The organism is Paenibacillus contaminans (assembly GCF_003285015.1).
GTDB classification, from domain to species: Bacteria; Bacillota; Bacilli; order Paenibacillales; family NBRC-103111; genus Paenibacillus_V; species Paenibacillus_V contaminans.
In genome coordinates this window covers 1-26714 of record NZ_QMFB01000059.1, presented here as the reverse complement: position 1 = coordinate 26714, position 26714 = coordinate 1, and the positions used below count along the sequence as shown (strand labels likewise).

Annotated in this window: 23 protein-coding genes and 1 pseudogene; 15 read left to right on the top strand and 9 right to left on the bottom strand. The window is 54.1% G+C overall.

Annotated features, from left to right (window positions below):
• Positions 1-87 precede the first annotated feature (87 nt).
• From DQG23_RS41060 to DQG23_RS41050, 3 genes are read left to right on the top strand one after another with little or no spacing between them, the layout of a single operon-like run.
• A complete protein-coding gene (locus DQG23_RS41060) occupies positions 88-537 on the top strand; it encodes an RsmF rRNA methyltransferase first C-terminal domain-containing protein (protein WP_238178264.1) in 450 nt (149 codons plus the stop codon).
• The gene (locus DQG23_RS41055) at positions 534-1280 is read left to right on the top strand and encodes a pseudouridine synthase (protein ID WP_113036851.1); all 747 of its coding nucleotides are present in this window, start codon (positions 534-536) and stop codon (positions 1278-1280) included. The genes DQG23_RS41060 and DQG23_RS41055 overlap by 4 nt, the downstream gene beginning before the upstream one ends.
• 26 nt (positions 1281-1306) lie before the next feature.
• On the top strand, positions 1307-2098 hold the full coding sequence (locus tag DQG23_RS41050) for a Cof-type HAD-IIB family hydrolase (protein WP_113036850.1): 792 nt from the start codon (positions 1307-1309) through the stop codon (positions 2096-2098).
• A 239-nt stretch (positions 2099-2337) separates the two neighbouring features.
• On the opposite strand, the gene DQG23_RS43340 is transcribed toward DQG23_RS41050, so the two are convergent.
• Complete coding sequence (locus tag DQG23_RS43340; protein WP_238178263.1) at positions 2338-2433, bottom strand: YjcZ family sporulation protein; 96 nt, start codon at positions 2431-2433, stop codon at positions 2338-2340.
• A 207-nt stretch (positions 2434-2640) separates the two neighbouring features.
• On the opposite strand from DQG23_RS43340, the gene DQG23_RS41045 reads away from it, so the two are divergent.
• Positions 2641-3711: a hypothetical protein gene (locus tag DQG23_RS41045; protein WP_113036849.1), complete on the top strand. Its 1071-nt coding sequence runs from the start codon at positions 2641-2643 to the stop codon at positions 3709-3711.
• A gap of 104 nt (positions 3712-3815) precedes the next feature.
• Here the strand turns inward: DQG23_RS41045 and DQG23_RS41040 are convergent, their stop codons facing one another.
• Together DQG23_RS41040 and DQG23_RS41035 are read right to left on the bottom strand one after the other, a co-directional pair.
• Entirely contained in the window at positions 3816-5222 is a 1407-nt protein-coding gene (locus DQG23_RS41040; protein WP_113036848.1) for an RsmB/NOP family class I SAM-dependent RNA methyltransferase, read from the bottom strand.
• Between the two features lie 77 nt (positions 5223-5299).
• Positions 5300-5917: a TetR/AcrR family transcriptional regulator gene (locus tag DQG23_RS41035; RefSeq protein ID WP_113036847.1), complete on the bottom strand. Its 618-nt coding sequence runs from the start codon at positions 5915-5917 to the stop codon at positions 5300-5302.
• 148 nt (positions 5918-6065) lie between these two features.
• On the opposite strand from DQG23_RS41035, the gene DQG23_RS41030 reads away from it, so the two are divergent.
• The 4 genes from DQG23_RS41030 (at position 6066) to DQG23_RS41010 (ending at position 12258) form a co-directional block, all read left to right on the top strand.
• Positions 6066-8309, top strand: a complete 2244-nt coding sequence (locus tag DQG23_RS41030; RefSeq protein ID WP_113036846.1) for an MMPL family transporter — start codon at positions 6066-6068, stop codon at positions 8307-8309.
• 522 nt (positions 8310-8831) lie between these two features.
• Positions 8832-9947: a hypothetical protein gene (locus DQG23_RS41020; protein ID WP_113036844.1), complete on the top strand. Its 1116-nt coding sequence runs from the start codon at positions 8832-8834 to the stop codon at positions 9945-9947.
• Between the two features lie 143 nt (positions 9948-10090).
• Positions 10091-11044, top strand: a complete 954-nt coding sequence (locus tag DQG23_RS41015; protein ID WP_238178266.1) for a helix-turn-helix domain-containing protein — start codon at positions 10091-10093, stop codon at positions 11042-11044.
• Positions 11045-11190: 146 nt separating this feature from the next.
• On the top strand, positions 11191-12258 hold the full coding sequence (locus tag DQG23_RS41010; RefSeq protein WP_113036842.1) for a Gfo/Idh/MocA family protein: 1068 nt from the start codon (positions 11191-11193) through the stop codon (positions 12256-12258).
• A gap of 203 nt (positions 12259-12461) precedes the next feature.
• On the opposite strand, the gene DQG23_RS41005 is transcribed toward DQG23_RS41010, so the two are convergent.
• A complete protein-coding gene (locus tag DQG23_RS41005; RefSeq protein WP_113036841.1) occupies positions 12462-13859 on the bottom strand; it encodes an extracellular solute-binding protein in 1398 nt (465 codons plus the stop codon).
• 228 nt (positions 13860-14087) lie between these two features.
• Between DQG23_RS41005 and DQG23_RS41000 the strand changes: the two genes are divergently transcribed.
• Positions 14088-15077 (top strand): zinc-dependent alcohol dehydrogenase, encoded by a 990-nt coding sequence (locus tag DQG23_RS41000; protein ID WP_158560960.1) that lies wholly within the window; start codon positions 14088-14090, stop codon positions 15075-15077.
• Between the two features lie 122 nt (positions 15078-15199).
• Here the strand turns inward: DQG23_RS41000 and DQG23_RS42780 are convergent.
• Positions 15200-15394, bottom strand: a pseudogene (locus DQG23_RS42780) (FAD-dependent oxidoreductase); the annotation flags it as partial.
• On the opposite strand from DQG23_RS42780, the gene DQG23_RS40990 reads away from it, so the two are divergent.
• Positions 15324-15689: a substrate-binding domain-containing protein gene (locus DQG23_RS40990; protein WP_337589433.1), complete on the top strand. Its 366-nt coding sequence runs from the start codon at positions 15324-15326 to the stop codon at positions 15687-15689. The pseudogene DQG23_RS42780 and the gene DQG23_RS40990 sit on opposite strands and share 71 nt — an antisense overlap.
• 36 nt (positions 15690-15725) lie before the next feature.
• Complete coding sequence (locus DQG23_RS40985; RefSeq protein ID WP_113036838.1) at positions 15726-16565, top strand: DUF817 domain-containing protein; 840 nt, start codon at positions 15726-15728, stop codon at positions 16563-16565.
• A 376-nt stretch (positions 16566-16941) separates the two neighbouring features.
• Here the strand turns inward: DQG23_RS40985 and modB are convergent, their stop codons facing one another.
• Together modB and modA are read right to left on the bottom strand one after the other, a co-directional pair.
• Positions 16942-17616 (bottom strand): molybdate ABC transporter permease subunit, encoded by a 675-nt coding sequence (modB, locus tag DQG23_RS40975; RefSeq protein WP_113036836.1) that lies wholly within the window; start codon positions 17614-17616, stop codon positions 16942-16944.
• Positions 17613-18422, bottom strand: a complete 810-nt coding sequence (modA, locus tag DQG23_RS40970; protein WP_113036835.1) for a molybdate ABC transporter substrate-binding protein — start codon at positions 18420-18422, stop codon at positions 17613-17615. Before modA ends, modB begins: the two co-directional genes overlap by 4 nt.
• Before the next feature lie 234 nt (positions 18423-18656).
• Between modA and DQG23_RS40965 the strand changes: the two genes are divergently transcribed.
• Complete coding sequence (locus DQG23_RS40965) at positions 18657-19691, top strand: helix-turn-helix transcriptional regulator (protein WP_113036834.1); 1035 nt, start codon at positions 18657-18659, stop codon at positions 19689-19691.
• A gap of 620 nt (positions 19692-20311) precedes the next feature.
• Here DQG23_RS40965 and DQG23_RS40960 read toward each other — a convergent pair.
• Together DQG23_RS40960 and DQG23_RS40955 are read right to left on the bottom strand one after the other, a co-directional pair.
• Positions 20312-20725 (bottom strand): carboxymuconolactone decarboxylase family protein, encoded by a 414-nt coding sequence (locus DQG23_RS40960; RefSeq protein WP_192894702.1) that lies wholly within the window; start codon positions 20723-20725, stop codon positions 20312-20314.
• Between the two features lie 201 nt (positions 20726-20926).
• The gene (locus DQG23_RS40955; protein ID WP_113036833.1) at positions 20927-22090 is read right to left on the bottom strand and encodes a GGDEF domain-containing protein; all 1164 of its coding nucleotides are present in this window, start codon (positions 22088-22090) and stop codon (positions 20927-20929) included.
• 445 nt (positions 22091-22535) lie between these two features.
• Here DQG23_RS40955 and DQG23_RS40950 point away from each other — a divergent pair, with 445 nt between their 5' ends.
• The 3 genes from DQG23_RS40950 to DQG23_RS40940 all read left to right on the top strand — a co-directional run.
• A complete protein-coding gene (locus DQG23_RS40950) occupies positions 22536-23672 on the top strand; it encodes a glycosyltransferase family 4 protein (RefSeq protein WP_113036832.1) in 1137 nt (378 codons plus the stop codon).
• Between the two features lie 120 nt (positions 23673-23792).
• A complete protein-coding gene (locus tag DQG23_RS40945; protein ID WP_113036831.1) occupies positions 23793-25085 on the top strand; it encodes a metallophosphoesterase family protein in 1293 nt (430 codons plus the stop codon).
• Positions 25082-26714: AAA family ATPase (locus DQG23_RS40940; protein ID WP_158560959.1), on the top strand; the 1633-nt coding region annotated here is incomplete at its 3' end. The genes DQG23_RS40945 and DQG23_RS40940, both read left to right, overlap by 4 nt.

Below are 26714 nucleotides of genomic sequence, written 5' to 3'. Positions count from 1 at the left end.
GAGCGCGGCGGCGGCAAAGGCCGCGCGCCGCAGGCGCAAGGCGCGAGCCGCGCGAACGGCCGCACGGCGGCGCCGACCGGGCCGGACATGGCGCCATGGCTGCAGTTCGCTCGCGAGCAGCTGACCGCCCCCCTGCCGGGCGTGCCGGTCGTTTTCGGCGAGCATCTGTATTTGGCGCCGGAGGTGCTGCCGGACTTGGCCGGCCTGAAGGTCGCGCGCCCCGGCTGGTATGCCGGCGCCTTGCGGAGGGGCCGCTTCGAGCCGTCGCACGCGCTGGCGATGGGGCTGTATGCGGAGCAGGCGCTCCGCTGCCTGAATTTCGGCATGGCGAATCCGGCGGCCTATGCGCAAGCGGTGCGTTACCTGAAAGGGGAAACGCTGGAGCTGGAACCCGGCGCAATCGCCGTTAAAAATAACTCGGTGACGTTAAAAGGCTACTGCCTGGTTTGCGTGGACGGCTTTCCGGTCGGCTGGGGCAAATGGCAGGACGGCATGCTGAAAAACGAATATCCGGCGGGTTGGAGGTGGAGTCCATGAAGAAGACGCAAAGACTCGATAAAATTCTCGCGCATACCGGCTTCGGCACCCGAAGCGAAATCAAAAACCTGGTGAAGCGGGGAATCGTCGAGGTGAACGGCAAAATCGCCAAGGACAGCGGCCTGCAGGTGAATCCCGAAATCGACCGCATTACGGTTGATGGCGAATCGGCGCTTTTTCGCGAGTTTGTATATTTGATGCTGAACAAACCGCAGGGCGTCGTTTCCGCGACGGAAGACACGAGAGACCGAACGGTGCTGGATCTGCTCGACGAATCATACGGCCATTTCGACATGTTTCCGGTCGGCCGTCTCGATAAGGATACCGAGGGCTTGCTGCTTCTATCGAATGATGGCAAGCTGGCCCATAATTTGCTTTCGCCGAAAAAGCATGTCCCCAAAACGTATTTCGCCATCGTAGAAGGACCCGAAGCTGTAGGGGACGGCGATGCGGCAGCGTTTCGCCAAGGGGTCACGCTGGATGACGGTTATGTGACGATGCCCGCAGAGCTTAAGGTTTTGAAGACGGAGGAAACGAATACGCCCGTTCGCTCGGAAATCGAGCTGACCATCATGGAAGGCAAGTTTCATCAGGTGAAGCGAATGTTTCAGGCAGTCGGCAAAAAAGTCGTTTTTTTGAAGAGGCTGACAATGGGACCGTTGACGCTGGATCCCGGGCTGACTGCGGGTCAATATCGCGAGCTTACGGAGACGGAGCTGGAGGCGCTCAAGGAAGGACGCTAACATGGGAGGACTTGGAGGGAAAAACGATGCCATATAAACTGATTGCGCTTGACGTTGACGGTACGCTGCTTAACGACGATTACAAACTGACCGATGCGACGAAGGATGCGGTAAGGGCCGTCAGCGAAGCGGGAGCGCTTATCGTACTTTGCACCGGCAGAAGTCCGCTTAACACGATGCCGATTATGGACCAGCTTGGCCTTGAAGGCGTTATGATTTCCCATAACGGCGGGGCTACGGTAAATTCCCGGGACCGCAGCATCATTCACGAATATGCGTTTACGGTACGGCAGGCGGAGCCCGTCATCAGCTATTGCCGCAATAACAACATCCATTTCGACATTTGTCCGCCTATGGACATGTACGTCGAGAAGCTGACCGAAGAGACGCGCGCCATGTACGGCAAATATTTGATGACGCCGAAGCTTGTTTCCGATGTAATGGCTATCGATCAAGGGATCGTAAAAATGTCCATTTTCGGCGAGCGGGAGGAGATCGACAAGCTGGAACGCGAATATCCCGTCATCGGCTGCCCGCTTTCGATTATCCGGAGCGGCGACCATTTTGCGGATATCATGCATCCCGAATCGACGAAGGGGAACGCGCTGCGCGAGCTGGCCGGCTCGCTTCGAATCGACCGCGAGCATATTATGGCGATCGGTAACTATTTCAACGATGTGGAAATGATCGAATTCGCCGGGCTCGGCATTGCGATGGACAACTCGCCCGAGGCGGTCAAAAGCAGCGCGGACGCTGTAACCGCTTCGAACAATAAGGATGGCGTAAGCGCTGCGCTGCGCGAATATTGCTTGGTATAATACGGTTATATGTAAAAAGGATTGCCCCCTCGTCGGGCAATCCTTTTTGCGTCAAATCATAGAAAGTTTATCTCCGCTGATTGTTCGATTTCCCGTTAAACGCCGGCGTAAGGGAGACATAGCTGTTAATCCTTGTTTCCGGAAAATCATGCTGCGGTCGCTGGGACGGCTGCAGGTACGATTCGGACTACGTTTTTGATCGGCTGCTGCGAGGTTTTATGCGGTTCGTTTAACGTTTGTTAGAAGAGGCAAGCGCAGCTCACAATTACCAGCAAGATGAATAGTACGAGAATAGTTCCCGTCGACGTAAATAATCCGCCAACTCCTGCAGACATGGGGTCGCCTCCTTGATGAGCAAGTGTTCCGACAGCGGGCTGCTGTACAGGGGGGGATGATCGCTCATCCGCATTTGCCATCGGTCTACTTTTATAGTATGGCGAATGCCGCCTTTCGATTGGACGGACGCCCTTAGGCATATATTTTGGGCGAAAATAGGGAAATGTAAGAAAGGATTCGAAAGCCCAGAAGCGGAGGGGATAAAAATGGCGTCAATCAGGCTGCGTCCCGAAATGAGAACGGCGGGCGGGGAAGTGAGCGACATCCTTGTGAACGGCCGTTTTGCAGGGACGATAACGCTTGTATATCGTGACGGCGACCGCATTTCCGGCTCCGTCCAGCTGGAAAAAAGATCGCTGCCGGAAGGCGGAAAGCAGCAGGTAGAAGCTTTCGTACAGCAGTATATTCAAGACACGATACATTCGCTGCGCGCAACCTCGTGCGAGGTGATCGTGACTTATAGCCTGTACGATCATATCGTTTCGACAGACGATTACGATTATGATTGGGTGGATGACGATTTTTACGCGGGGGATGAAGCGGTCGAGGATCGCGACCGTTTCGAAATGTTATCGGACGAAACGGAATTGTCCGGCGAACGATCCGAAGAGCCGGTTTATTACGAGCTCGCCGTAACGGGCGAGGGCCGCAGCCGAATCGAGTACGGCGTTTTTAACAAAAAGAAGGAAACGATCGCTTTAGTGGAAGCGGTCGTTGCCAGCCACGAGGTCGACGGCGAAATACGCTGGGCGTCCGATCCGACGGAGATCGAAATCGATCATGTGACGGAGCTGCTCGTATCGGATTTCGACGAGAACGAGATCGACATTTTCGTCATCAATCACTGGTTCGACGGGGAAATTATCGAGACCGTTGAGCTGATGCATGACGATTTGATCGACGATGCGGCGATGATGGGGGAGCTGGCGGAGGATCCCGATTTTCCGGAGACCGATTTTTCCGCTGACGATTTTGATGACGAAACGTATACGGTCGTGCTCGGCCGCGATGACGGGGACACGCTGACGTACGAAATTTATGAGCAGTCCAAAGGCGGGTTGCCGATCGGAACGGCTACCGTCGATATTAGCAGCAGGCAATTGAGCGGTTTTATCGATTTTCGCGAGCTTGACGCCCACAAGGATCATGAACGGATTGCCGCGCAATTGCTTCGGGAGCTCGATAAAGAGAAGGAGTATCAATCAATCAGCTTAACGATGCTGTATCACAACAAGCCGTTTGACGAGATCCTTTTTGAAACCGAGCAGCTTCATTGATTTTCCTTTCGCATCGCATAAGGGCCGCATGCACGTATCTGCATGCGGCCCTTATTTAACATCAGCCGAATCTCGCGTTAATCCTTTGAGGACTGCACAGCCGATTATCCTTGTCCTAAGGTACGGAGCCCCTTGGGATAATGATTTTTGATTTGACCTTCGCTCGTTTTGCCGAAGCCCAGCGGATATCCGTCCACCGTTACGAAAGTCCAGCCGTTTCGCATACCTTGTTCCGCGGTCAGCGTTTCGCCTTTCAGAAACGCGGTCACTCCCGGATCTGCCGCCGGCAGCGAAACGACGCCGTCACAGGCTGACATGCGGGGCATGGCCATCGCGTAAGCATGGGCTGGCTCGATGCGGTTTTTCTTGATCGTTGCGAGATGAAGCCCTGGCCGCGGCGATTTTAAGCCCTTCAGATCGCCGGAACGAAAGGTGCAACCATCCGTATGCGGCAAGAAATAAAGCTGATCGCCGAACAGGAGCGGCTCGCCTTCGGAATCAACAATTCTTGTGATTCGGGCGGAAGCGGGCAGCGACGCCGACGCGAAATCGCGAAAAAGCGTCCAAGCTCCGGCGGCGGACAGCTGGCTGCCGCCGGCTTTCGCCGATCGCTCTTTTCCTCCGATATGTTTAGAATCATTAGAGCGGGCAATGCCGGCGTCGTCCGTTTTTCGCAGCAAAGCGACAAAATGCCCCTCGCCTTTATGTTTATGCGGCCAAATGCGCTCCGTTCGGACAATTTCCAGCTCGGGGAACGATAGAGCAATCGCATCGACGGTTTGTTCGTTTTCTTCGCGGTTAAACGTGCAGGTGGAGTAGGCAAGCATCCCGCCCGGCTTAAGCATGGCGACGGCCTGGCGCAAAATATCCGATTGTCTGGCAGCGCACATCGTAACATGAGCGGGCGACCATTCGCCGATCGCATCCGGGTCTTTGCGGAACATGCCTTCGCCCGAGCACGGGGCGTCCAGCATGATTTTATCGAAGAAGGAGGGGAAGCGGCCGGCTAATTGATCGGGTGCGGCGTTCAACACTACCGCATTTGCAATGCCCATCCGTTCTACGTTTTCGGCAAGTATTTTTGCCCGGCCGGGATGAATTTCATTCGCGATAAGCAGCCCGCGGCCGCCCATTTTCGCGGCAATTTGCGTCGTTTTCCCTCCAGGGGCAGCCGCCAAATCGAGCACGACGTCGCCAGGTTGCGGATCCAGCAATTCTACGGCGGACATTGCGGAAGGCTCCTGAATGTAATATAGGCCTGCGGCATGATATGGATGCTTGCCGGGCCGGTTAGGTTCTTCGTAGTAAAAGCCGGTCGGACACCATGGCACCGCCTCGAGCTGGAACATGGCGCGGATGGCGTCGAACGTATCGGAGTCCGTTTCCAGCTTGGATGAATTCAATCGCAGACCCTGTGTGCGCGGCAGCCCGTATGAGGCAAGGAACGGTTCGGCTTCCTCTCCGAGCAGTGCGCGGGTTCGTTCGAGGTATGCTGCGGGTAATGTGAGCATAGGTTCTCCTTTATTTGTAAAGATAAGAATGTATAGGTTTTCCTTTAAAGGACCGCGCAGCTGTTTATCTTGTGGGTTTAGATGTGAATACCGCGCCAAAACAGCTCGACAATCCGGTCTGCAGCTTCGCGCGGCGAATCGAAGAGGCCGTGGTGCTCGGCATAGCGGATGTCGCCGATTGTAAGCATCGCAGTAAAGGCGTGCGCCGCCAAAACCGGATCCTGCGTAAAAATTTCTTCGCGGCGGTTCGCCGCATCGAGCTCTACCGCAATCGTTTCGTAAATTTTACGTTCTGCCGCCCGGATCGTTTGCAATTGCTCGACTGAAAGGGAGTGGATCGCCTTCATCAGCATGCCTTCGAAATCCATTCGCGCGTTTTTCAAGTACAATTCCGCCATCAGCTTCATTCGATCCTTAAGCGGCTCGTCGCGCTGCAGCACGAGCGCGATATGGGGGATGATCCGCCCGAGCTTATGGGTTATCGAAGCGACGAAAAGCTCGGATTTCGAGGCATAATAATAATAAACGGACGCTTTCGTGACGCCGGAAGCGGCCGCAACGTCGCTGATCGAAACGCCGTCATAGCCGTATTCCATAAATAACAAGGATGCGTGGTTGAGAATTGCCCCGGCAACCGGCTCGTTCGACGTGTCGGCGGCAGGTCTGCCGGGCGATCGTTTCGGATTGGTAGTCATCGTTTCACCTCCGGACGAAAGCGATAAAAAACTAGAATTTGATTATAACATAGACGGCGCCGCTTAAAAATAATGTCGCTTGTAAATTAACCGACTGGTATATATAATTGTGTACACAGTTATTTCTTATTCAGGGGGATGACACGAAATGGAGAAAGAATCGTTTTTGACCCGATACGGCCGGCTTGTGGCCGGTCCGAAATCGAAATGGGTGACCGTTGTTTTTTGGATTGTATTAACTGCCGTTTTATCGGCCGTGCTGCCGGGAGTCAATCAAACGGTAAATAATGCCGCGCAAAACTTGCCCGCTTCGATGGCCTCCATGCAGGCGGATGCTTTGGCGCGCAGCGAATTCACCAGCGATTCCGGGTTGCCGGCGCTTGTCGTCTGGTATCGCCCTTCGGGACTTGTTCAGGAAGACCTCGCAGCCGTGCAGAAGCTGGCCAAGGACTTGGAGGAAAAGCCGCTTGAAAATCAGAAGGCGGTGCCGCCCTTGCATAAGCTGCCGCTCCCTGCGCTTCAGGCACAAGTTTCGAAGGACGGCACGACGCTCGTCGCACCGATCTTTTTCGAGGAAGAAACGCCTTCGGAGAAGCTGAAGGAAAGTTTTGCAGCAGTGGAGGAACGGGCTTCCGCCATCATAGGCTCGAATCCTTTCGATTCCGCAAGCGGCTTGGACGAACAAAAGCTGCATGCCCGTATGACCGGTCCCGCCGGCATCTCGGTCGATGCTTCCGCGTTGTTCAAGAAAGCGGATGTTTCGCTTTTGCTCGCGACGGTTTTGCTTGTACTCATCCTTCTTATCCTGTTGTACCGTTCTCCGATATTGGCGATCGTACCGCTGATCGGCGTCGGCTTCGCCTACGGACTCGTAAGCCCGCTGCTCGGCGCTCTTGCGGATTCGGGCGCGATTGAAATCGACAGCCAGGCGGTTTCCATCATGACTGTACTGCTTTTCGGAGCCGGCACGGACTATTGTCTCTTTATCGTTGCGAAATACAGGCAGCTGCTTTTGGAGGAACAGGACCGGTATCGTGCGATGCGTTTGGCGCTCGGCGGCTCTTCGGGAGCGGTAGCCATGAGCGGGCTTACGGTCGTCATCTCGCTGTTTGTGCTCATGTTTGCCAAATATGGCGTCTATCAGCGTTTTGCCGCACCTTTCTCGCTATCTATACTTATCATGGGACTTGCGAGCTTGACGCTTGTACCGGCGCTGCTTGCGATTTTCGGCCGCGTTTCGTTTTATCCATTTGTCCCGCGCACGCCGCAAATGGCGGAGGAGCTCGCGAAGCGCAAAAATAAACCTGCGAAACGGCAGCAAAGCGTGGGCCGGTTCAGTCAGGCGCTAGGCAAATTCGTAGTCCGCAGGCCGTGGCAAATATTAATCGTTTGCGTTCTGTTGCTCGGCGGTTTGGCCGTTTACTCGGGAACTACGAAATATACGTTTAATACGCTGCAGTCTTTCCCGGAGGATATTCCTTCGCGGGAGGGATTCGCTTTAATATCCGATCATTTTACGCCGGGAACATTGGCGCCCGTTAAGGTAATCGTGGATGCGAACGGGAAACAGACGACAGTGAAGGAAGAGCTTGCGAAGCTGCCTTTTGCGGTCAACGTGACAGGTCCCGTACAAGGCTCGGCGAACAAGCAGCTGGAAGCATACGAACTTGAGTTTAATGTCGATCCGTACTCCAACGAAGCGATGGATCGTATTCCGGTCGTTCGCGAAACCGCAGCCGCCGCTCTTCAGAAGGCAGGTATTGACGGCGAGAAAGTGTGGGTAGGCGGCCAAACGGCCGTCCAGTACGATACCCGTGAGCTTAACGAACGCGACGAGAAGGTCGTCATGCCAATCGTAATCGGCTTGATCGCCTTGCTGCTGGTTGCGTACCTGCGTTCTATTGTCGCGACGTTTTACTTGATCGCAACGGTCGTTCTTTCCTACTTCTCCGCGCTTGGCGCAGGCTGGTTCATTTTGCACGAGGTAATGGGGGCTTCGGCTATTCAAGGCTTCATCCCCTTGTATGCATTCGTCTTTCTGGTCGCGCTCGGCGAAGACTATAACATCTTCATGATTTCGAGCATCTGGCAAAAACGCAAGTTTATGCCGCTTCGCGATGCGATTGCGCAAGGCGTAAGCGAAACGAGCTCGGTCATCACATCGGCCGGACTGATTCTGGCCGGCACGTTCGCGGTGCTTGCAACGCTGCCGATTCAGGTGCTTGTACAGTTCGGAACGGTAACGGCGATCGGCATTCTGCTCGATACGTTCGTCGTTCGGCCGTTTCTTGTCCCGGCGATCACGGTGCTGCTTGGGAAATGGGCCTTCTGGCCGGGCAAAGCGGTTCCGGGAGCGGTGCAAGACAGTGCGGGCGCGAAGTATCGGGCATAAGGATGAAGGTGCTTTAGAAGGGGCAGTCGGTCTGTAGTCCGAAAAAGCCCGTTTGCAGGATGGTATCGAGGTTCGTCTTACGCTGGAGTCCGATTTTGCCGGCTTGGAGAACGGATTCACCGGTGTGCCGAGCAAAATACCCGCTGCAAGCAGGCGTTTTTGGACTAGAGGCGGGGAAAGGAAGCGGTACTTGATTCCAAGCGGGCAAATCGGACTGCAGCCCGCATGCAAGCGACTAGCGAGGATTTTTCGTCAAACGAACAAACGTATATCGCACATCAAAGCCGCCGCAAGGCGGTTTTTTCAACTAATCAGAGCTCCTTCGGGAAGCACACAGGTCTGAATAACCCTTTTTGGCAGTTGCACCAGCCTTAAATCGGAAGCCGTTTATCCTTGCATGATTACTCCCTTTTTTCACAACTTGCCGTTTTTATATTCCGCCGACGTTTTCTGCAACGAAAATCCCTACGCCTGCGTCTAAAATTCGGAACGCATTATCCTATGAATAGCGGAGGAGATACGGTGAAGCGGACGCAAGCGGTTGTGTTGCTATTCTTTGTGCTGATCGCCGGCTGCAAGGCCGAAACAGGCGGGGAACTCTCATTAAAAGCAGCGGCGCCGAACGGGGCGGAACAAGCGCTTATTGTGCAAGCTAGCGGGGAACGCGAAGAGGAAGGAAGCAAGCGGGCATTTCAAACCCCTGCCATAGATGAAAACTCGGCTTATCGTTCCGTCATGGAAACGATCGAACGGATCGCGGTTCGCGCGCAGGAGGCACGAAACGATGCCAAGGAGCAAACATCGGCTTTGGCGGGACTGGATCGTGCTTTGGAAGCTTCCGGAAGCTGGATATCAGTGGAGCTGAAACGCAATATTCGCTTTAACGCAGCAGACGCATATGCCGCAATCGGAGAATATGACGAAGCGGAGCGGACAGTCGAGACAATCGATGATGCATTCTACAAAGCCTCCGCATGGGCGAAAATCGCGGAGCGGTACGCCGAAGACGGAAAGAACGGGCAAGCGGGCGACCTGCTGCTGCGCTGCGTCGACATTTTGAAGACGATCGATCATGCTGCAGACCGGATTAGCCTCGTTAGGATAATGACCTCCGCGTTTTTCAAAGCAGGGGACGTTGAAGGGGGATTGAGGCTCGCGGACATGATAAAGAAGGAACCGCTCTTGCAGTCCTCCGAATATTATTGGCCGTATTATGTTTCGATTTATGAGCGGGCTGCGGTACACGCCGAACGTTTCGGCGAAACGAAGCTGGCGGATCGGATATTCGGAAAGCTGGTCGAATTGACAAACTCGCTGCCTGATGGTTTCGTTTTATACGATAAAGAGAGCTATTTGGCCGGTCCGACCGAAGACGGGGGAGGCGTTATCGGGAGCTTCGCAAGTATCGGAGCGTACGAACGGTGCCGTGAGCTGATCGGGCTGCTCGAATCCGAGCTTGTCATCGTAAAAGCGTGGAAGGATGTCGCCAAAGCCGCCTATTTGCAGGGAGATACGAAGGAAGCTTCACAAGCGATCGGCGAAGCGGAGCGTAAGCTCGGACGCATGAAAGATAGCGATTCGTATAAGATCGCCAAGAGGTTCGTGGACGAATACCGCAGCATGACGAATCCTTCGTAGCCGCTGCGCGATTGCGGCGCCATTGTGCAAAAACTTGTGTACGTATCGCGGAATTCGTTTACAATGGAGGTAATCGCGATATAACCGGCCGGCTTTTCGCTTTATGCGGTGAGCGGCCGCGAACGGGGGAAGCGGCATTGAGCGTGCAGGTAATGAAGTATAAGACTTTCATGGAAGAGCGGTTTCCGTTTAAATTTCATTTCGGCAACTACCCCAAAAGAAAACAAGACGTTCATATGCATGACTACGTGCAATTGATATATGTCATGCGCGGAAGCTGCCGCCATTTTTATTGCGACCGGGATTTGGTCATTTCCAAGGGCGATCTGTTCATGATCCCACCATGGGTCGAGCACAGCGTAAACACCGACGGACATGACGCCGACATCGTGATGATCGATTTTTTACCGGTGCTGGTTAACGAAAAGCTGGCCGGCTTTACTCAAACGGTTATGGCGTGGATGAATGCCGGTAGCAATGCCAATCCGGACGACGAGAAACCGTCGAGCGAAGCTCCGATTGAGGGACAGACGGCGAACTTGCGCGGTACTTGGCTTCATTTTTCGCCGGAGAAGCAGCTTCTGGTCGAGCAGCTTCTGCTCGATATTGCCGACGAGCTGAAGCATAAGGAAAAAGGCTATGAGTTTTCCATCCAACTCAATCTCGTCAAGCTGCTGCAACTGATGGACCGGGAGCTCGGAAAGCAGGACCGGAACAGCAGGGAAGGTCGTGCCAACCGTCTGAAGCAGACGCATTTTGACCAGGTGATTAAATATATAGCGGAAAACTACATGAAGGACATTACGCTCGAGCAAGGAGCGGAGCTCGCCAATATGGCTCCCGCCTATTTCAGCCATCAGTTTAAACGCACGACCGGTACGGCTTTTATCGAAAGGCTCCACGAAACAAGAATCGAGCGGGCGAAGGAGCTGATCATCGGCGATCAGCTTTCCATGACGGATATTTGTTACGAGGTCGGTTTTCATCATTTGAGCCATTTTATCCGTACGTTTAAGAAGAAGACGGGACTGACGCCGACCGCTTACAAAAAATCGTTGTCGTACGCGCCCGATCCCGAAATCACGCCTTTTTGTTAAACAAGCTTTTTTCAAGCGAAAAATAATGCAATTATTTGAATAAAAAGTGCAAGTCTTTAACGCACCCCTCGCGTTATAGTATGGCTATGCAAGAAAACGTTTTAGAAGCGACAGCCTACACATAACGATAAGAGGTGGAGTTCGAAATGAGCAAGTTGATCAGAGTGGGTATTATCGGACAAGGAAGAAGCGGACGGGACATTCACGCGGCAAACCTGACGGGCATGAAGGACAACTACCGTATTGTCGCAGTCGCAGACGGCTTGCCTGACCGCCGGGAGCGCGCCGAGAAGGAATTCGAATGCAAGGCATACGCCACATACGAGGAAATGGTTGCAAACGAAGAGCTGGATCTGGTCGTTAACGCTTCGCCGAGCGATCTTCATTTTCCGATTACCCTCGATCTGCTGAATAAAGGGGTTAACGTGCTTTGCGAGAAGCCGCTGGCCAAAACCGCTGAGGAAGTGGACCGTCTGATCGAAGCTTCCGAACGCAACGGCAAAGTATTGGCCGTGTTTCAACAATCGCGTTATATGCCTGCATTTTCGCAAATCCGATCCATCATCGAGTCGGGCGTGCTGGGACGTATCGTACAAGTCGATTTCACGAACAATTACTTCGGGCGCAGATGGGATTGGCAGACGCTGCAATCGAATAACGGCGGCAATCTTATGAATACGGGCCCGCATCCGGTCGACCAGGCGCTTCAGTTGTTCGGAACGGATATCATGCCGCAAATCACTTGCATCATGGACCGGGCCAATACGTTCGGCGATGCCGAAGATTATGTGAAAATCATCATGCGCGGACAAGGCCGTCCGACGATTGACCTCGAAATTTCTTCCTGCAGCGCATATCCGCGCCCGCAATTCGTCATTCAAGGCACGAACGGCGGTTTGAAGGGCAACTCCGCAGGTCTCGAATGGAAATATTTCATTCCGGAGGAGGCGCCGGAGCAGGAGCTGGTTCGCACGCCGCTGTTCAAGCCGGACGGCACGCCTGCATACTGCAGCGAAACGCTGACCTGGCACGAGCATAAATGGGAACCGGCGGAAGGCACGAATTCGTTCGGCTTCATGACGCAGCAATTGTACGGCATGCTGTACCGGACGCTCTCCGAAGGTGCGCCGCTAGAGGTAACGCCGCAGCAGGTTCGTCAGCAAATGGCCGTGATGGAAGAGTGCCGCCGTCAAAATCCTCATATTTACGCATAGCAGATAATAGGCGAATATTTACGAGGCTGCGCCGGAAGCAAAAAAGCGGAACAGCGCAGCCGCACTTGTTAAAAGAAGCTTTCGTATCCACTGTTTTAGCGGATATGAAAGCTTCTTTTTTGTTTGCTTAGCCGGCGAAGCGGACGAGTCGGATCGTAAAAGCAGTCCGCCACTACTTGCATAACGTAAACTGCAGGATGGCGTCATTTCTCGCGGTTAAGTACGGCAATTTGCTCCAGAAGGGACGCCTCGTCGTTCATTCCGGACCAGTAGCGCTTGAGCACGCTGCGCAGCGAGAGCTGATCCGCGACGGACAGGTTCAAATCCCTGTGCAGCCGGAACGAAGGGAAAAGCTCGCGGAACATGGCCTCATGCGGCGGCCTGTTCAAAGGGGGAGCCTCCGGGGACGGCGCTCCTTCCGCAATCGATTTGATTACGGGAAGGCTTGTCGTCAGATCGCGGATAAGCTGCTGAGCCCTATGGGATGCGAAATACGATACGAGCAGCTTGGCGGCTTCTTTGTTTTTGGCGTTACGGCTGACGACCAGGCCGATTATGACCATCAGCGAAGCGGAACGGTTGAGAACCGGCAGCGGCGAAATATCGTAATCGATGTCGGTGTGCTTGAATTCGTTCATACTGAAATAGCTGGATAGAATCATCGAGACGGTTCCCTGCAAAAACAGCTGATTGACGTCGTCGCTGCTTTCGGTAAGGTATCCGGGCATGATCCGATCCGAAATAATATCGCGAACCAGCCGGATGCCGTTCAGCCAGCCGTTAGCCGTTGACTCGTCCGGCTTATGCCCGGTCCCGGGCTCACTCTGCATAAGAAATATCGGCCAGCGGTTTTCCGACAGCAGATAAAAGTAGAAACCGTATCTTTCCTCCGGAACGGCTATCGATTCGGCGACGCGGCGAAGCTCCTTCCATGACCAGCTGCTGTCGGGCTCCGGCAATCCCGCATCGCGGAAGTGGGTCCGGTTATAGCAAAGCAAGACCGGCGAAAAGCTGACAGGCTGCATGTAAGTCGTACCGTCAAACGTAACCGGCGATACGACGAACGGATACACGTCAGCGGGAGGCTCCAGCGGCTCCAGGCAATCATGGGCGTTCTGCTCGAACATTTCCTGAAGGTTGTTCTGGTTTAACGTCATAACGTCGATCAGCCCGGCTTCCAAATAGGCGCGAGCCATTTTTACAAAGCTGTGAGGACCCGAGGACGTCTCCGCAGCATAATTGATCGTTTTCACTTCGATCCAAGGGTGAAGCTTTTGGAAATCGTCAAGCAGCTTGGCCAGCTCGAAATCGCGTTCGATCGAAGAGGCGCAGCCGAGCGTGACGACGGTTTTCAACTGCCGGGCATGTTCGGCGACCCGGTTGCCGACCCGGTTTATTTTGACGATCGCGCCTTCCTCCACCAGCTGCTCCAAGCCTTTCCTGACGGATTTATTGCTCAGCCGGAATTGCTCGGCCAGCGCGCTTTCGGAGGGAAGAAAGCTGCCTGCGGCATAACGGCCGCTCGATATATCTTGACGCAGCTGACGGACCATGTCGTCCAGCCGGTCTTGAAAGGTTTTGCGGCTAACTTTATTTTTCATGCGAATCCCCTTAAACAATCAAGTGTACATTAGCTGTAATGTATAACACTTAGTATAACCGCTTTTTCAATAGAGGGGAATGAGGACGGATAGAGAAAAAACGGGTTGACAGCGTAAAACGATCCGCTTATGATGAAGATGTGCATTACATATACATTAGTATTATGGATGTTCATATGAATGTTGTTGACTTGTACATTAAATCATAAACCAGAAGGCGGGATAACCATGAAATCAGCAAAAAGCTTGAACGGCAAATTAACGATCGTCGATATTCCCATTCCCGAGGTGACGGATCAGTCCGTGCTCGTTAAAACGGATTATTCGGCGATGAGCACCGGTACGGAGCTAATGGTGCTCGGCTGGGCGCAGTCCGACGTCTTCCTGGGATACAGCGCTACGGGAATCGTCCAATCCGTGGGCAAAGACGTAACGCATGTAAAAGCCGGTCAAAGGGTAGCCTGCTATGGCGTACCGACTCACGGCGAATATTTCCTTGGCTACAAGCATCATGTCACGCCGGTTCCGGATCATGTCGATCCGCAGGAAGCCGCCTTCGCGGGGATCGCTTCGATCGGCGTACAAGCGCTTCGCCAAGCCGATCTGCGCTTCGGCGAAACGGTCGTCGTCCTCGGATTGGGCATTCTCGGCCAGCTGATCGCTCAGCTCGCGCGGGCGGCGGCATTCCGCGTCATTGCCGTCGACCATATGGAGGAGCGCTGCGACTTGATGGACTCGACCGGCTTGCTGAAGGCTTGCCGCAACGGCGACGAGGTTAAAGAGCAGCTTCTGCAGCTGACTGGTGGCAAAGGCGCCGACGCCGTGCTTATTTGCGCAAGCTCGAAGACTCATCGCCTGGTCGATCAAGGCATCGAATGGATTCGCGACAAAGGCAAAGTCGTCATCGTCGGCGATACGAACACGGAATTCGACCGGAACGCGCTGTTTGCCAAAGAAGCGCAAATTACGATTTCCCGCGCGGGGGGAGCCGGACGTTACGATCAAGAGTACGAGAAGGAAGGCAAAGATTATCCGTACGGATATATCCGCTGGACGATGGGAAGAAATTTAGAGGAATTCGTTCGTTTGCTGGCGGACGGACGTTTGAATATTAAGCCGCTCATAACCGGCGTCTATTCTCTTGAAACAATGGAAACCGGCTATAGGCAGGCGAAAGAAGCGCCGCGCGAAACGATGGGATTGATGGTCAAGTTTTAAGCTTTAGGAAGCGGACGAAAAAGTGAATGGTCGAATCGTAACGTTACGAAAAGATATACGAACCCCCTTGCAGTTTATGCCAAGGGGGTTTGTTCATTTTACCCGTTAAGCGGGCCTCACGGTTAGTCCAGTATGGCGCCTTGCCGCTTCAGATCATGCTGCAGCAGTGCGATATCCGCTTCGGCCGGCGTTACGCGCCTGCGTACAGTCTGCGCAGCGGCAGTGCCCGCAGCCTGCCCCGTTGCCATGCAGCTGGGGGTGAGGCGGGTTGTCGCGAGCGCCTCATGGGTGGTCGAGTTACAATGGCCGGCTGCCATGCAGCCAAGCGCCATCATTTGTGGCATTGATGAGGAGACGCGAGCCGTGTATGATGAGTGGAAGAGGATGGGCGTCGACGTTTCCCGAGCATGCTCGCTGGTGGCCTTCATCAATGAACAAACGATCGAACTGCCGGTTTGCTCCCGTCCGATGCTGCCGATCAAGGAAAGCGGCTACCGCGCCGCCGACCGGATGCTTTGGCGCATCGCCAATCCTCAGCTTCCCTTTGAGCATATTCGTCTGCGGGGAGACTTTGTATGCGGAAACACTAGAATTCAAACAGCGAATTCGTAAACCATCGGGAAAGCCATATTAAAAACGGAGGCAAGCATGCAAACGGAGCAATCGAAAAAAAGTGTCGGTAACCGTGCTGCGGCAAGCAATCGGCTTTCATTTGGCGGAAAGTTCGTACAACTGCTGCATTTCGGGTACCATCAGGCGATGAGCTGCATTTTTCCTGTGGCGATATTCGGTACGCTGGCCGTTTCCAAATGGATCGATCTGCCGTTCATTTACCGCTATGATCTTATTTTATTAATACTGCTCGGGGTGCAGCTCCTTATGTACCGCAGCGGACTCGAAACGCTTGACGAGATCAAAGTAATCTGCGTTTTCCATGTGATCGGACTGGCGCTGGAGCTTTACAAAGTGCATATGGGATCGTGGGCCTATCCGGAGCCGGGCTACAGCAAATGGTTCGGCGTTCCGCTCTACAGCGGATTCATGTATGCGAGCGTAGCTAGCTTTATGTGCCAGATTTGGCGCAGGCTGAAAATGGATATGACGGGTTGGCCGAATATGGTGCCTGTCGCAGCGCTCGGAGCGGCGATTTATTTGAATTTCTTTACGCATCATTTCATCCCTGATTTTCGCTGGTGGCTTACGGCGCTTGTTTTTATCCTCTTCTGGAAAACGGTCATTTATTATACCGTGCGTGACCGCACATACCGGATGCCGCTAACGGTCGTTTTCCTGCTGGTCGGTTTTTTCATCTGGCTGGCGGAAAATATCGCAACGTTCTTCGGCGCCTGGAAGTATCCGGATCAGCACGAAGCATGGCGGCTGGTCGGCTTCGGTAAGATCAGCTCCTGGTTTCTGCTCGCCATTATCAGCGTCATCATCGTAGCGCAGCTTAAGCATGTGAAAGCGGGAAGGACGAAAGCAAGTTAATAGGGGCGGAAGTGAAGACAGAAGATCGAAGATTGGAGTCCGAAGATCGAAGACCGAAGATTGAAGTCCGAAGATCGAAGATTGAAGATCGAAGACAAACGAAGACCGAAGATCAAAGACCGAAGATTGAAGACAAACGAAGACAAAACCGAAGACGAAGAGCGAAGACGAAGAGCGAAGTCGGAATAGCGCAGACAAAGACCGAAGACAAAGATCGAAGACAAAGACCGAAGATTGAAGACCGAAGATTGAAGACCGAAGATTGAAGTCCGAAGACCGAAGACCGAAGACCGAAGACAAAGACCGAAGAACGAAGACCGAAAATCAAAAAACGGAAAGCCGGAAGTTCCTGGCGATCCGTTTTTTTGTTTATTTCTTACGCTACTTTACGATTAACGACAGTCAGCACGAGGAAAGAGATAAGGATAATCGCCCCTGTCCAGTACCATGCCCACGCCAAATTGCCGGATTCTACGGCGATATAGATGGCGGTCGGAACCGTTTGCGTGCGGCCCGGAATGTTCCCGGCGACCATCAGCGTGGCTCCGAATTCTCCTAGCGCCCTTGCGAAGCCGAGCAGGAAAGCGGTGAAAAGCGAACGCGCCGCAAGCGGAAGCGTAATATACAGGAACACTTGACCTTCGGCAGCGCCGTCCGAGCGGGCGGCGTCCGCGACTTGTTTGTCTACGGATATAAACCCGACCTTGGCCGTTTGATAGACGAGCGGAAAAGCCATGACAACTGCGGCAAGCACGGCTCCCCACCATGTGAATACGATCGTTTGACCGAACCATGCTTCGATAAGGAGGCCGAATTGGCTTTTACGTCCCACTCCGACCAACAAAATAAACCCGATAACGGTAGGAGGCAGCACGAGCGGGAGCATAAACAGCGTATCCAGAAGCGTTCTGCCCCTAAACGTTTTGCGGGTCATCCGCCAGGCCGCCAGTACGCCAAGCGCGAAGACCAGAACGCTAGCTACCAGCGATACGCGCAGAGAAAGCAGAACAGGCTCCAAAAAAACGTTCGCATCAAATGCGGAAACGGTCATTTGTACACCGTAAAGCCGTATTTGACGAAAATGCCGAGGGCGGCCTCGCTTTGCAGGTAGTCATAGAACGCTTGCGCTTCCTTCGCATGTCCGGTCGATTTTACAATACCGACAGGGTATTCGATCGTTTTGTAGCTTTTCGGATCGACGGCGAACGCTTCCTTCACTTTGCTTGAGGTCAGCGCGTCCGTGCGGTACACGAATCCGGCGTCCGCATTGCCCGTTTCTACATAGGTCAACACCTGGCGTACGTCCTTCGCCAAAACCAGCTTGGGCTGAAGCTCGTCCCACAGTTTGGCATAGATCAGCGCATCCTTGGCGTAGCCTCCGACCGGGACGGTTTCGGGCTCTCCGGTCGCTACCTTTTTGTATTCCGGCTTCGTCAAGTCGTTTACCGCTGCAGGTACGGCCTTGGCGTCCGAAGGAATGATGAGCACGAGGGCGTTCGACAGCAGGTTTTTCTGGGCGTTCTCATCGACGAGTTTTTTCTCGACTAGCGTCGTCATTTGCTTCTTGCCGGCGGAGAAAAACAAATCGGCAGGCGCGCCTTGCTCGATTTGCTGCTGAAGGGCGCCGGACGAGCCGAAATTAAACGTTAACTGGATGGAGCCGTTTTGGAGCTCGAACGATTTTTTGATTTCTTGCAGGCTGTCGGTCAAGCTAGCCGCCGCGGATACGACGAGCTCCGTCTTGGCCGGTTCTTTGGTTTGCTTATCTTCGGTTTTACCTGCATTATCGGACTGGGAACAGCCCAAAATGCCCAATAGAAGCACGAACGGTACGATCAAGCGTTTTTTACGAAGCATCGATAGTTTCCCCTTTTTTTCTGCACAATGATATGGCTAGGAATGATAATGATTGAGTCGATCTTATCATAATTAAATCAAATATTAAATATATGCAGTGATATTTGGTTATGTTTAGATATAACTAATTCGGTGTGATGAAATGCCGGATAATACCTGATAAGATGAAAGGTAACGAACATGAAGAAAGCCGGTTGGACCGGCAATCTATCGATATAAAGGCGGGAAAATCGTGTGAACAGCCATTTGTCCTATACGACGGAAGAAATTGCAAAGATGCTGAAAATATCCAAACTGACCGTTTACGACCTGATTAAAAAAGGCAAGCTGCAGGCTTATCGGGTCGGCAGGCAAATGAGGGTTGATGCGGAGGATTTGGACGCTTACAAAGCGAAAGCCAAAAGCGGAGGTTCAGCGGTCGAGCTGCAGTCAGTATCGCCGCCGGCAGATGAGCCGGAGGAGGATGCAAGCGGAGCGGCGGCATATACGTCAAGAGCTGCAGCTTTATCAGATTCGAAGCGGGTGCCTCATCCATATCCTCATACAGCAGCAATGTCAGGGACTGTTCGCACTATCGTCATAACCGGGCAGGATGTCAGTTTGGATATTTTGGCGAAGCATATCGAGTCCCGCTCGAAATCGTTTAGACCCTTGCGCGCATTTGCCGGGAGTATGGACAGCCTGATCGCGATGTACAAGGGGGATGCAGATATCGTAAGCACGCATCTGTTGGACGGCGATACGGGCGAGTACAACATCCCGTATATCCGCAAGCTGCTTACGGGGCATTCGTACACAGTAGTGAATATGCTGTCGCGAACGGCCGGATTTTACGTGCAAAAGGGCAATCCGAAAGAACTCCGCGGCTGGGGGGATTTGGGCAAATCGGGCATTCGCATCGCCAATCGCGAAAAAGGTTCGGGTGCACGGGTGTTATTGGATGAAATGCTGCGGGCGCAAAAGCTAAAGGGCAAACATATTGCCGGCTATTCGGATGAATGGACCAGTCATATGGGGGTTGCCGGTACGGTGGCTGCGGGCGATGCCGATGTCGGGATCGGCATCGAGAAGGCGGCATATCTCGTAGGCGCGGAATTCATCCCGCTCGTTCAAGAGCGGTACGATCTTGTCATGATCAATACGCCGAATAACGGCGAATTGATCGAAACCATTTGCGGTATTTTGCGCAGCGAGCCGTTTCGCAAGGAGCTGGCCTCGATCAGAGGTTACGATTTATCGCGAACGGGCGAAGTGATTTATGAATGCTAAGGTAACTACTAGTGAGGCAAACTTCACTGTTTCTCGCCGAAAACCCGTGTTCGGACGAGTTAATGAGGCAAATGCAACTATCAGTGAGGCAAACCTCACTATTTCTAACCGAAAACCTGTGTTCTGGTGGCATAATGAGGCAAACGCAACGAATAGTGAGGCAAACGAAATTGATAGTTACGTTTGCCTCACTATTTGGCGAAAAGGAGCGTTTTACCGGTAGAATAGTGAGGACAGCCTCATGAACAATAAGGTTTTCTCCACTAATCGCATGGTTCGTGCATAACCATTACGAGTTCCGTGTTTTTCTTTCGTAACCAGGTTATCAGTCCCTAGTTTTAGACTTGATGGAGTACTACTAGGAGTGTGGTTTTCTTCACTTTATTAGAAAGTTATCGTGGAAGCAGCTCTAAACCTCGGAAAACGCGCCAGTTCCAGCTTATGCAGTCGCTTTCTTCGAAAGCGTTTAGGACGGCGAAGCCGTTTATCCTTGCAAAGCGCGCGCTCCTCAAGTGATTACTTCAATAACCGTGTCTTCATCAATACATTGTTTACACTTGAATGGAATTGGTTAAAACAGGGGAAAACATCCTGGTCCCAAACTTTATCCGAAACAGCCTCTAGTCGGCCGACTGCGCCTCTGCAGCCGAGCTGCCCGGACCGTATTCGATGCCTCGTTCCGCGAATACCTCGCGAACGATCGCCATCGCGTTCATGACGCGGGGGAAACCGATATACGGGATGCAGTGCAGCACGATCTCGACGATTTCCTCGGGCGACAGACCGGCGTTCAGCGCGGATCCGATATGAACGGTCAGCTCCTTCTCGCAGTCCCCTTGCGTAATAAGCGCGGTTATCGTCACGATCATCCGCTTGGACAAGTCGAGGCCCGGCCGGGAGTAAATATCCCCGTAAGCGAATTCGACGATAAACTTACACAAATCCGGCGAAAACTGATGATGCCGCTCGATCGTCCGGGCGCCCTTCGTTCCGGTTACCTCGAGCAATTTCTCCCAGCCTTTTTCGAATTCCATCTATATCCTCCTATTGCCGCCGTTTATGGTTTGAGCGATCACCGCAGTCATTTTTTTCGCATCGCGCGCAGCTTCCGGTGTTCGGTCATAAGGCGGGCTGCCAAGCTTCACTTGTATCGGCATTAACGATAACGATTATGCCCTGTTTGCTTCGTATTGAAGCCTTCAAGGCGTAAGCTTTTGGTTACTCCGGTCCATGCATTATCCGATTTGCAGCGGCGTTTGCTTCATATATTTGGCTACTTTGTTTTTGCCTGTCGTTTTGGCCACGTACATGGCTTCGTCTGCTTGCTTGACCAGCCCGTCGGGCGTGATGCCGCGCTTCAGCTTACTGTAGCCGACGCTGACCGTAACCCCGGCTTCCGCTTCCACCCGGCGCCTGATCGTTTCGGCAAGCTCGCCCGCATCCGTGTTCGGATCCGTAACGAGCACGACCATTTCTTCGCCGCCATAACGTCCGCAAATGCCGATATCGCCGCAGGCATCCTTCACGATTTGGGCAACCTGACGGAGCGCATCGTCGCCGCGCTGGTGTCCCTGCGTATCGTTCAGCTTTTTGAAATTGTCGATATCGCTGAAAATGACCGAGACCGGCGCGTTCTGCAGCACATAATGCTGAACGTGATTCATAAAATAACGGCGGTTGTACAGTCCTGTCAGCGCATCGGTTATCGAGCTGGTGTAGATGGCTTGAAGCAGCTCAACGACCCGTTCGAACAAAAGCATGAACAGCGTAATGAAATAAGCGAGGGTAAGCGCGTTTTCAACCGCATACAAAAGCGGAAGCCGGCCGTCCAAGCCGTATTCGTGAACGAGATGCACGCTGTGCGAAGCGAAAAACAGTGCCAGGCCGAGCTGGTATTTCGTCGTTTGGCCGATTCGCGGCGTAATGCGTGCGTAGAAATAAAACATAACGAGAAAAAAATACAGCTCCAGCCAAACGTCTTGAAGCAGCCGCAACTGCACCGGCGCGCCGTCGAACAAGTCCGTTTCGACAAAATGCAGCAGCGAGATGATGACGCCGACGGCCGTAAGCAGTATAAAGACTAGCTGATGCTTGGCCGCAGAAGAGTTGTACAGCCGGTATACGCCCCAGTTCACATAAATGAACGAAAGAAATTTCATGAGCCGTACGGCGTATACGGCCCAATCCTGGGTCGAGACGCCGGCGATTTCGGCAGCGATGACGAACGCATATTGAAGCATCAGCAGGATCAGCGCAACGGTAAAAGCGACGTATGCCTTTTTGCGCCGGTTCAAGTACAAGCGCAGCGACATGATAAACATGAGCAGCAGTATAATTAATAATAACGATGAGAAGAAAACCGGCCTCAACGGGCCGAAAAACAATTGAAGTTCATTCATCCGCGTCCTCCTGTGAGCAAGTTCTGTAAGCCGGATATTCGCCGAAGCTCCTTTTTGCGTTTAGCCCGCACATTTTGAATGACGCTGCGGTAAGATGCAAGTAGGATCATTGCTCCATAAGAATATTTTTCGGGGGATTCAAGCAAATGAATTAGCTTCTTTTAAAAAATGCGGCCGTCCGTAAACCAAAGCATAAACCGAAACATGCTTCAGACGACCTGAGCGAATCCATTATAGCAAATTTATCGGCAACGAGTTACAATAACATAAGAGCATGTGTTCTGATAAGGACGGGAATATTAAATAATGCCAGTCTGCTATTTTTCGAAGTCTTGCGGGTACGGTCCGATTTCGCATAGTAACGGACTTTGCGCCAGGCAAGAATCGATTTATACATTGATCGCATGACCGCAGTGAACAAGTGCCGACAGTTTGGGAGGAAGTCATGAATATTTTACAAGCGCTTTTTTTTCCGCCGGAGCAGCCCGGCGGCGTTTCCTCCATGATTCCGTATATTCAAGAGCGTTATACGAAGAAGGGCTGGGATATGGAGCTCTTCTCGCTGCCGAAGCGGGTACGCAGCAAAGGGACCGAGGAGGTCGTTTTTCAAACTTTCGATTGGAAGAAATATGCCGGCAACGCCATCGTGGACAAATATATACAAACCTATAAGGATTATGTATGGTGGACGCGCATGCGGCTGAAGAAGAAGTACGATCTCATCCATGCGCATCATCCGATAGCCGCTCTTGTGATGAAGCAGCTGTTTCCCGAAACGCCGGTTGTGATGACGATTCACTCGAGCTACGAGAGGGAGCTTGTGCTGAACGGCAAAATCAAGGAGGGCGGTCCCGAGCACGTTTTTTTAACCTCCATTTATCGCGAGCTGGAAGAGAAGGTCAATCAAATTGTAACGGTATCCGTTTCGTTCAAGCAGTATATCGCCGATTACGTTCAGGATCCGGATAAAATCGGCATCATCCCGAACGGCTTCGACGAGAAGCGGTTTCGGCCGATTCCGCATGAAAATGCGGTCCCGCAGCTCATTTCCGTATGCCGGCTCGTTCCTGCCAAGGGGCTCGATATTTTGCTCCAAGCATGCGCCGAGCTTAAATCCAAAGGGCATCCTTTCGTATTGCATCTGATCGGAGACGGTCCGTCCCGCGCGGAGCTGGAGCAGCTGGCGGTCGAGCTGAACATTTATGATGAAACGATTTTTTACGGCTATATGCTTCATCCGGAAGAGTTTATGCCGTTCTTCGACATCTTTGTGCTGCCGTCGCGCGCGGAGGCGTTCGGCTCGGTTTTTGCGGAAGCTGCGCTTTGTCTCCTTGCGCTCGTAGGGACGAACGTCGGCGGTATCGCCGAGCAAATCGAGAACGGACGAAACGGCCTGCTCGTCCCGCCGGAGGATCCGCACGCGCTTGCGCATGCCCTCGAGAAGCTGATAGCCGATCCGTCGTACAGGTACGCGTTGGCGCGCTCGGCTGGGGAGAAAGCGAAGAAGACCTACTCACTCAACCGCGTCATCCGGCAAATGACCAAAATGTACGAAGTGTACAAAACGAAACCGGCCGATTGACGGGGATGCGGGTCGTGCACATCGTCAAGATTAGGATAGCCAATAGGCGTTTGATGCGACCGGCTAAGGACGAAATGTTTTTTCATTTTCAAAACGCAAGCTACAGGAGGGATTCGGGTTATGCCGGCTTTTCGTTTTATACATGCGGCGGACCTGCATCTGGACAGCCCGTTCCGCGGCATGGCAGGTTTGCCCGACTCGATTCGGGAAACCGTTAGGCGCTCGACCTTTGATGCGCTGGATGCGCTTGTGGATCTCGCGGAGCGGGAGCATGCGGACTTCATTCTGATCGCAGGCGACGTTTACGATGCGGCGGACCGCTCGCTGAGGGCGCAGCTTCGCCTTCAGAAAGCGATGCGGCGGCTTGCCGGCAGCGGCATTCCCGCTTATGTGATTCACGGGAACCATGATCCCGACGACGGGCGGGCGGCCCGGCTCGATTGGCCGGATACCGTCCGTTTCTTTTCATCCCGCGAGCCCGAAAGCATGCTGGCCCGATCCCAATCGGGAGAGGTGCTCGCCCGCATTTACGGCATGTCATACCGCACAGCCGCCGTAACCGATAATTTGGCGGCCCGTTACGGACATATTCCCGACGCTCCGTACCATATCGCGCTGCTGCATACGAATGTGGACGGCGATCCTGCCCACGACAACTACGCGCCATGCACGCTGCGGGAGCTGCTGCTGAGCCGGATGGATTATTGGGCGCTCGGCCATATTCATACGCGGCGCGTGCTGCACGAATCGCCTTTCATCGTGTATTCGGGCAATACGCAGGGAAGAAGCGTGCGCGAAACGGGCGCCAAGGGCTGCTATGTGGTCGACGTAACGGCGAACGGCAGCACTGCGCTCAGCTTTCGGGCGCTCGACGCCGTAAGATGGTTTCAGACGGAAGTGTCCATCGAGGATACCGAAAGCGATCAAGCGCTTAAAGATAAGATCGAGCGCGACCTTGAGCGGATCCGTTTGGAAGCGGAGGGCAGGCCGGCGATCGTCCGGCTGTCGCTGACGGGGCGCGGACCGCTGCATACGAAGCTGACGAAGGCCGGCTATCTTGAGGAGCTTGCCGCCGAATTCCGCGAGGCGGAGACGGAGCGGGCCGCATACGGAGCGTTCGTATGGCTCGAATCGGTCAAACGGCGGACAAGCTTGGAGGCGGACCGCGAAGCGCTTCTGGCGCAGAGCGGCTTTCTCGGCGACCTGCTGCGCATGTGCGAAGAGCTTCTTGCGGATGAAGAGAAGCTGGAGCAATTTTGCGGCGAAGCGGCGGCAGCTCTGCTCGACAATCCGCGGGCGGCCAAATATGCCGGTGTCGCTTTCGGCGCCGACGAACGGCGGGAATGGCTGTGGGGCGCACAGCAGCTTGCGATCGATCTTCTTGCGGATGCGGAAGGGCGGGACGCGCCATGAAAATCAAATCGATACATATCGAACGATTCGGCCCGATTGCAAACCGGACGATCTTTCTCGATAAGCCGTTTACGGTCGTGTTCGGACCGAACGAAGCGGGCAAAAGCACGCTTATGGCTTTTGTCAGAGCGATCCTGTTCGGTTTTCCGGCGCGAAGCGGAGCGGATACGGCGGGATGGCGAAGCGCGATGCCTTCGGCCGGCTATCTCACGGTGGTTGGCAGGAATGGCGGCGAATTGCGAATCGAAAGACGCGAAACGCTCTCCGGAGGCTCCGGGCGAGGCCGTGCTCAAGCCGGCGGCCAAGCCGCGCTTATCCGGGAGGACGGCTCCGTCGAAAGCGGCGATTCCGCGCTTGCTGCGCTTCTTGGCGGCATATCCGGCGAGCTTTATTCAAGCCTGTTCGCATTCGGTCTCAGCGAGCTGCAGGAGCTGCGGACGCTGACGAGCGACGAGCTGAGCGGCTATTTGTACAGCGCCGGCCTTGGATCTCGGGGAGCCTCGATCATGGCGGCCGAGCGAAAGCTCGGACAGGACATGGAGCAGTTGTACCGGCCGCGAGGCAAAAACCAGGAGCTGCACCGCACGCTCAAAACGATCGAGCAGCTGGAGGCGGACGTGCGGCGGGGCTTCGAGCAGTCGGGGCGTTACAATGCGCTCATCGCCGAGCTTGACTGGCTGGAGGCGGCCGCTTCGGAAGCGGATACGTCGGCGAACGGGCTGCGCGCGGAGCTTGGCTGGCTCGAATTATGCGAGCAAGCGCGAGACGTATGGCAGCGGCTGCAGACGGTCGAACGAGAGCTTCATACGCTGCCGGCTGCGGATGTTTCGGATGAAGCTCCCTTTCCGGAGCAAGCCATGTCCCGCTACGAACAATTGACAGGGGAGTTGGACCGGCTGCTGGACGAGGAGGGCAGGCTGCTTCTGAAGCTTGGCAAGCAAGAGGAAGCCATGGCGCCGCTGATCGCCCGGCAAGCAGGGGATTCGCGCCTTGCCGGCAAGGCGGACATGATGCCGCTTGTCGAAAAAATCGGCGCTTACCGAAGCGGCATCGTTTCGCTTGCGGAGCAGCGCCTGGAGCTAGAGCAGCTGGAGGAACAGCTTGCCAAGCTGCAACGGCAAATCGATGAAAGCTGGACGGAGGAGGAGCTGGATCGTCAGCTCGTTACGGTTGCAAAGCGGGACCAGGCAAGGGATTTTGCCGAACGCTTCAAGCAGGCAACGCGTTCGAAGGAACGGGCGGATGAAGAATGGATCCGCCGGACAGAGGAGGCGGCTGCGGCATCGGACGAGCTTGTCTGGAGAGACGAGGCGCTTGCGGAAGCGGTTCGCAAGCGCGACCGGATGCTTGACATGTTCGGCATATTGCCGTCTCCGCAAGCGAAAGGCAGCGACCGTTTGGGCGTTACTGAGCGGGGGATCGCCGCCCGCTCGGCGGATTACGAAGCGCACGCCGACGCCGCGCTCGCGCAGCTGCGCCGCGACTTGCTCAAGCTGCAGGAGCTGCAGCTTGAGCTGCGGCACGCCGCGCAGCGCGAGCGCGACTTCGCGCTGCGCGCCGAGCCGGCGCCGGTCGGCCGCTCAGCCGCGGGCGACGCCGGCGGAGCAGCGCTCGCGCGGCTCGCCTGGC

Excerpts from the sequence above, each read along its gene's own strand:
- DQG23_RS40950 (WP_113036832.1), top strand. The coding sequence starts at position 22,536 with ATGAATATTTTACAAGCGCTTTTTTTTCCGCCGGAGCAGCCCGGCGGC.
- DQG23_RS43340 (WP_238178263.1), bottom strand. The coding sequence starts at position 2,433 with ATGTCTGCAGGAGTTGGCGGATTATTTACGTCGACGGGAACTATTCTC.
- modA (WP_113036835.1), bottom strand. The coding sequence starts at position 18,422 with ATGCTTCGTAAAAAACGCTTGATCGTACCGTTCGTGCTTCTATTGGGC.
- DQG23_RS41060 (WP_238178264.1), top strand. The coding sequence starts at position 88 with ATGGCGCCATGGCTGCAGTTCGCTCGCGAGCAGCTGACCGCCCCCCTG.
- DQG23_RS41010 (WP_113036842.1), top strand. The coding sequence starts at position 11,191 with ATGAGCAAGTTGATCAGAGTGGGTATTATCGGACAAGGAAGAAGCGGA.
- DQG23_RS41040 (WP_113036848.1), bottom strand. The coding sequence starts at position 5,222 with ATGCTCACATTACCCGCAGCATACCTCGAACGAACCCGCGCACTGCTC.
- DQG23_RS40945 (WP_113036831.1), top strand. The coding sequence starts at position 23,793 with ATGCCGGCTTTTCGTTTTATACATGCGGCGGACCTGCATCTGGACAGC.
- DQG23_RS40955 (WP_113036833.1), bottom strand. The coding sequence starts at position 22,090 with ATGAATGAACTTCAATTGTTTTTCGGCCCGTTGAGGCCGGTTTTCTTC.
- DQG23_RS40960 (WP_192894702.1), bottom strand. The coding sequence starts at position 20,725 with ATGGAATTCGAAAAAGGCTGGGAGAAATTGCTCGAGGTAACCGGAACG.
- DQG23_RS41005 (WP_113036841.1), bottom strand. The coding sequence starts at position 13,859 with ATGAAAAATAAAGTTAGCCGCAAAACCTTTCAAGACCGGCTGGACGAC.
- DQG23_RS41035 (WP_113036847.1), bottom strand. The coding sequence starts at position 5,917 with ATGACTACCAATCCGAAACGATCGCCCGGCAGACCTGCCGCCGACACG.
- DQG23_RS41050 (WP_113036850.1), top strand. The coding sequence starts at position 1,307 with ATGCCATATAAACTGATTGCGCTTGACGTTGACGGTACGCTGCTTAAC.
- modB (WP_113036836.1), bottom strand. The coding sequence starts at position 17,616 with ATGACCGTTTCCGCATTTGATGCGAACGTTTTTTTGGAGCCTGTTCTG.
- DQG23_RS40985 (WP_113036838.1), top strand. The coding sequence starts at position 15,726 with ATGCAAACGGAGCAATCGAAAAAAAGTGTCGGTAACCGTGCTGCGGCA.
- DQG23_RS41055 (WP_113036851.1), top strand. The coding sequence starts at position 534 with ATGAAGAAGACGCAAAGACTCGATAAAATTCTCGCGCATACCGGCTTC.
- DQG23_RS41045 (WP_113036849.1), top strand. The coding sequence starts at position 2,641 with ATGGCGTCAATCAGGCTGCGTCCCGAAATGAGAACGGCGGGCGGGGAA.
- DQG23_RS41030 (WP_113036846.1), top strand. The coding sequence starts at position 6,066 with ATGGAGAAAGAATCGTTTTTGACCCGATACGGCCGGCTTGTGGCCGGT.
- DQG23_RS40990 (WP_337589433.1), top strand. The coding sequence starts at position 15,324 with ATGCAGCTGGGGGTGAGGCGGGTTGTCGCGAGCGCCTCATGGGTGGTC.
- DQG23_RS41000 (WP_158560960.1), top strand. The coding sequence starts at position 14,088 with ATGAAATCAGCAAAAAGCTTGAACGGCAAATTAACGATCGTCGATATT.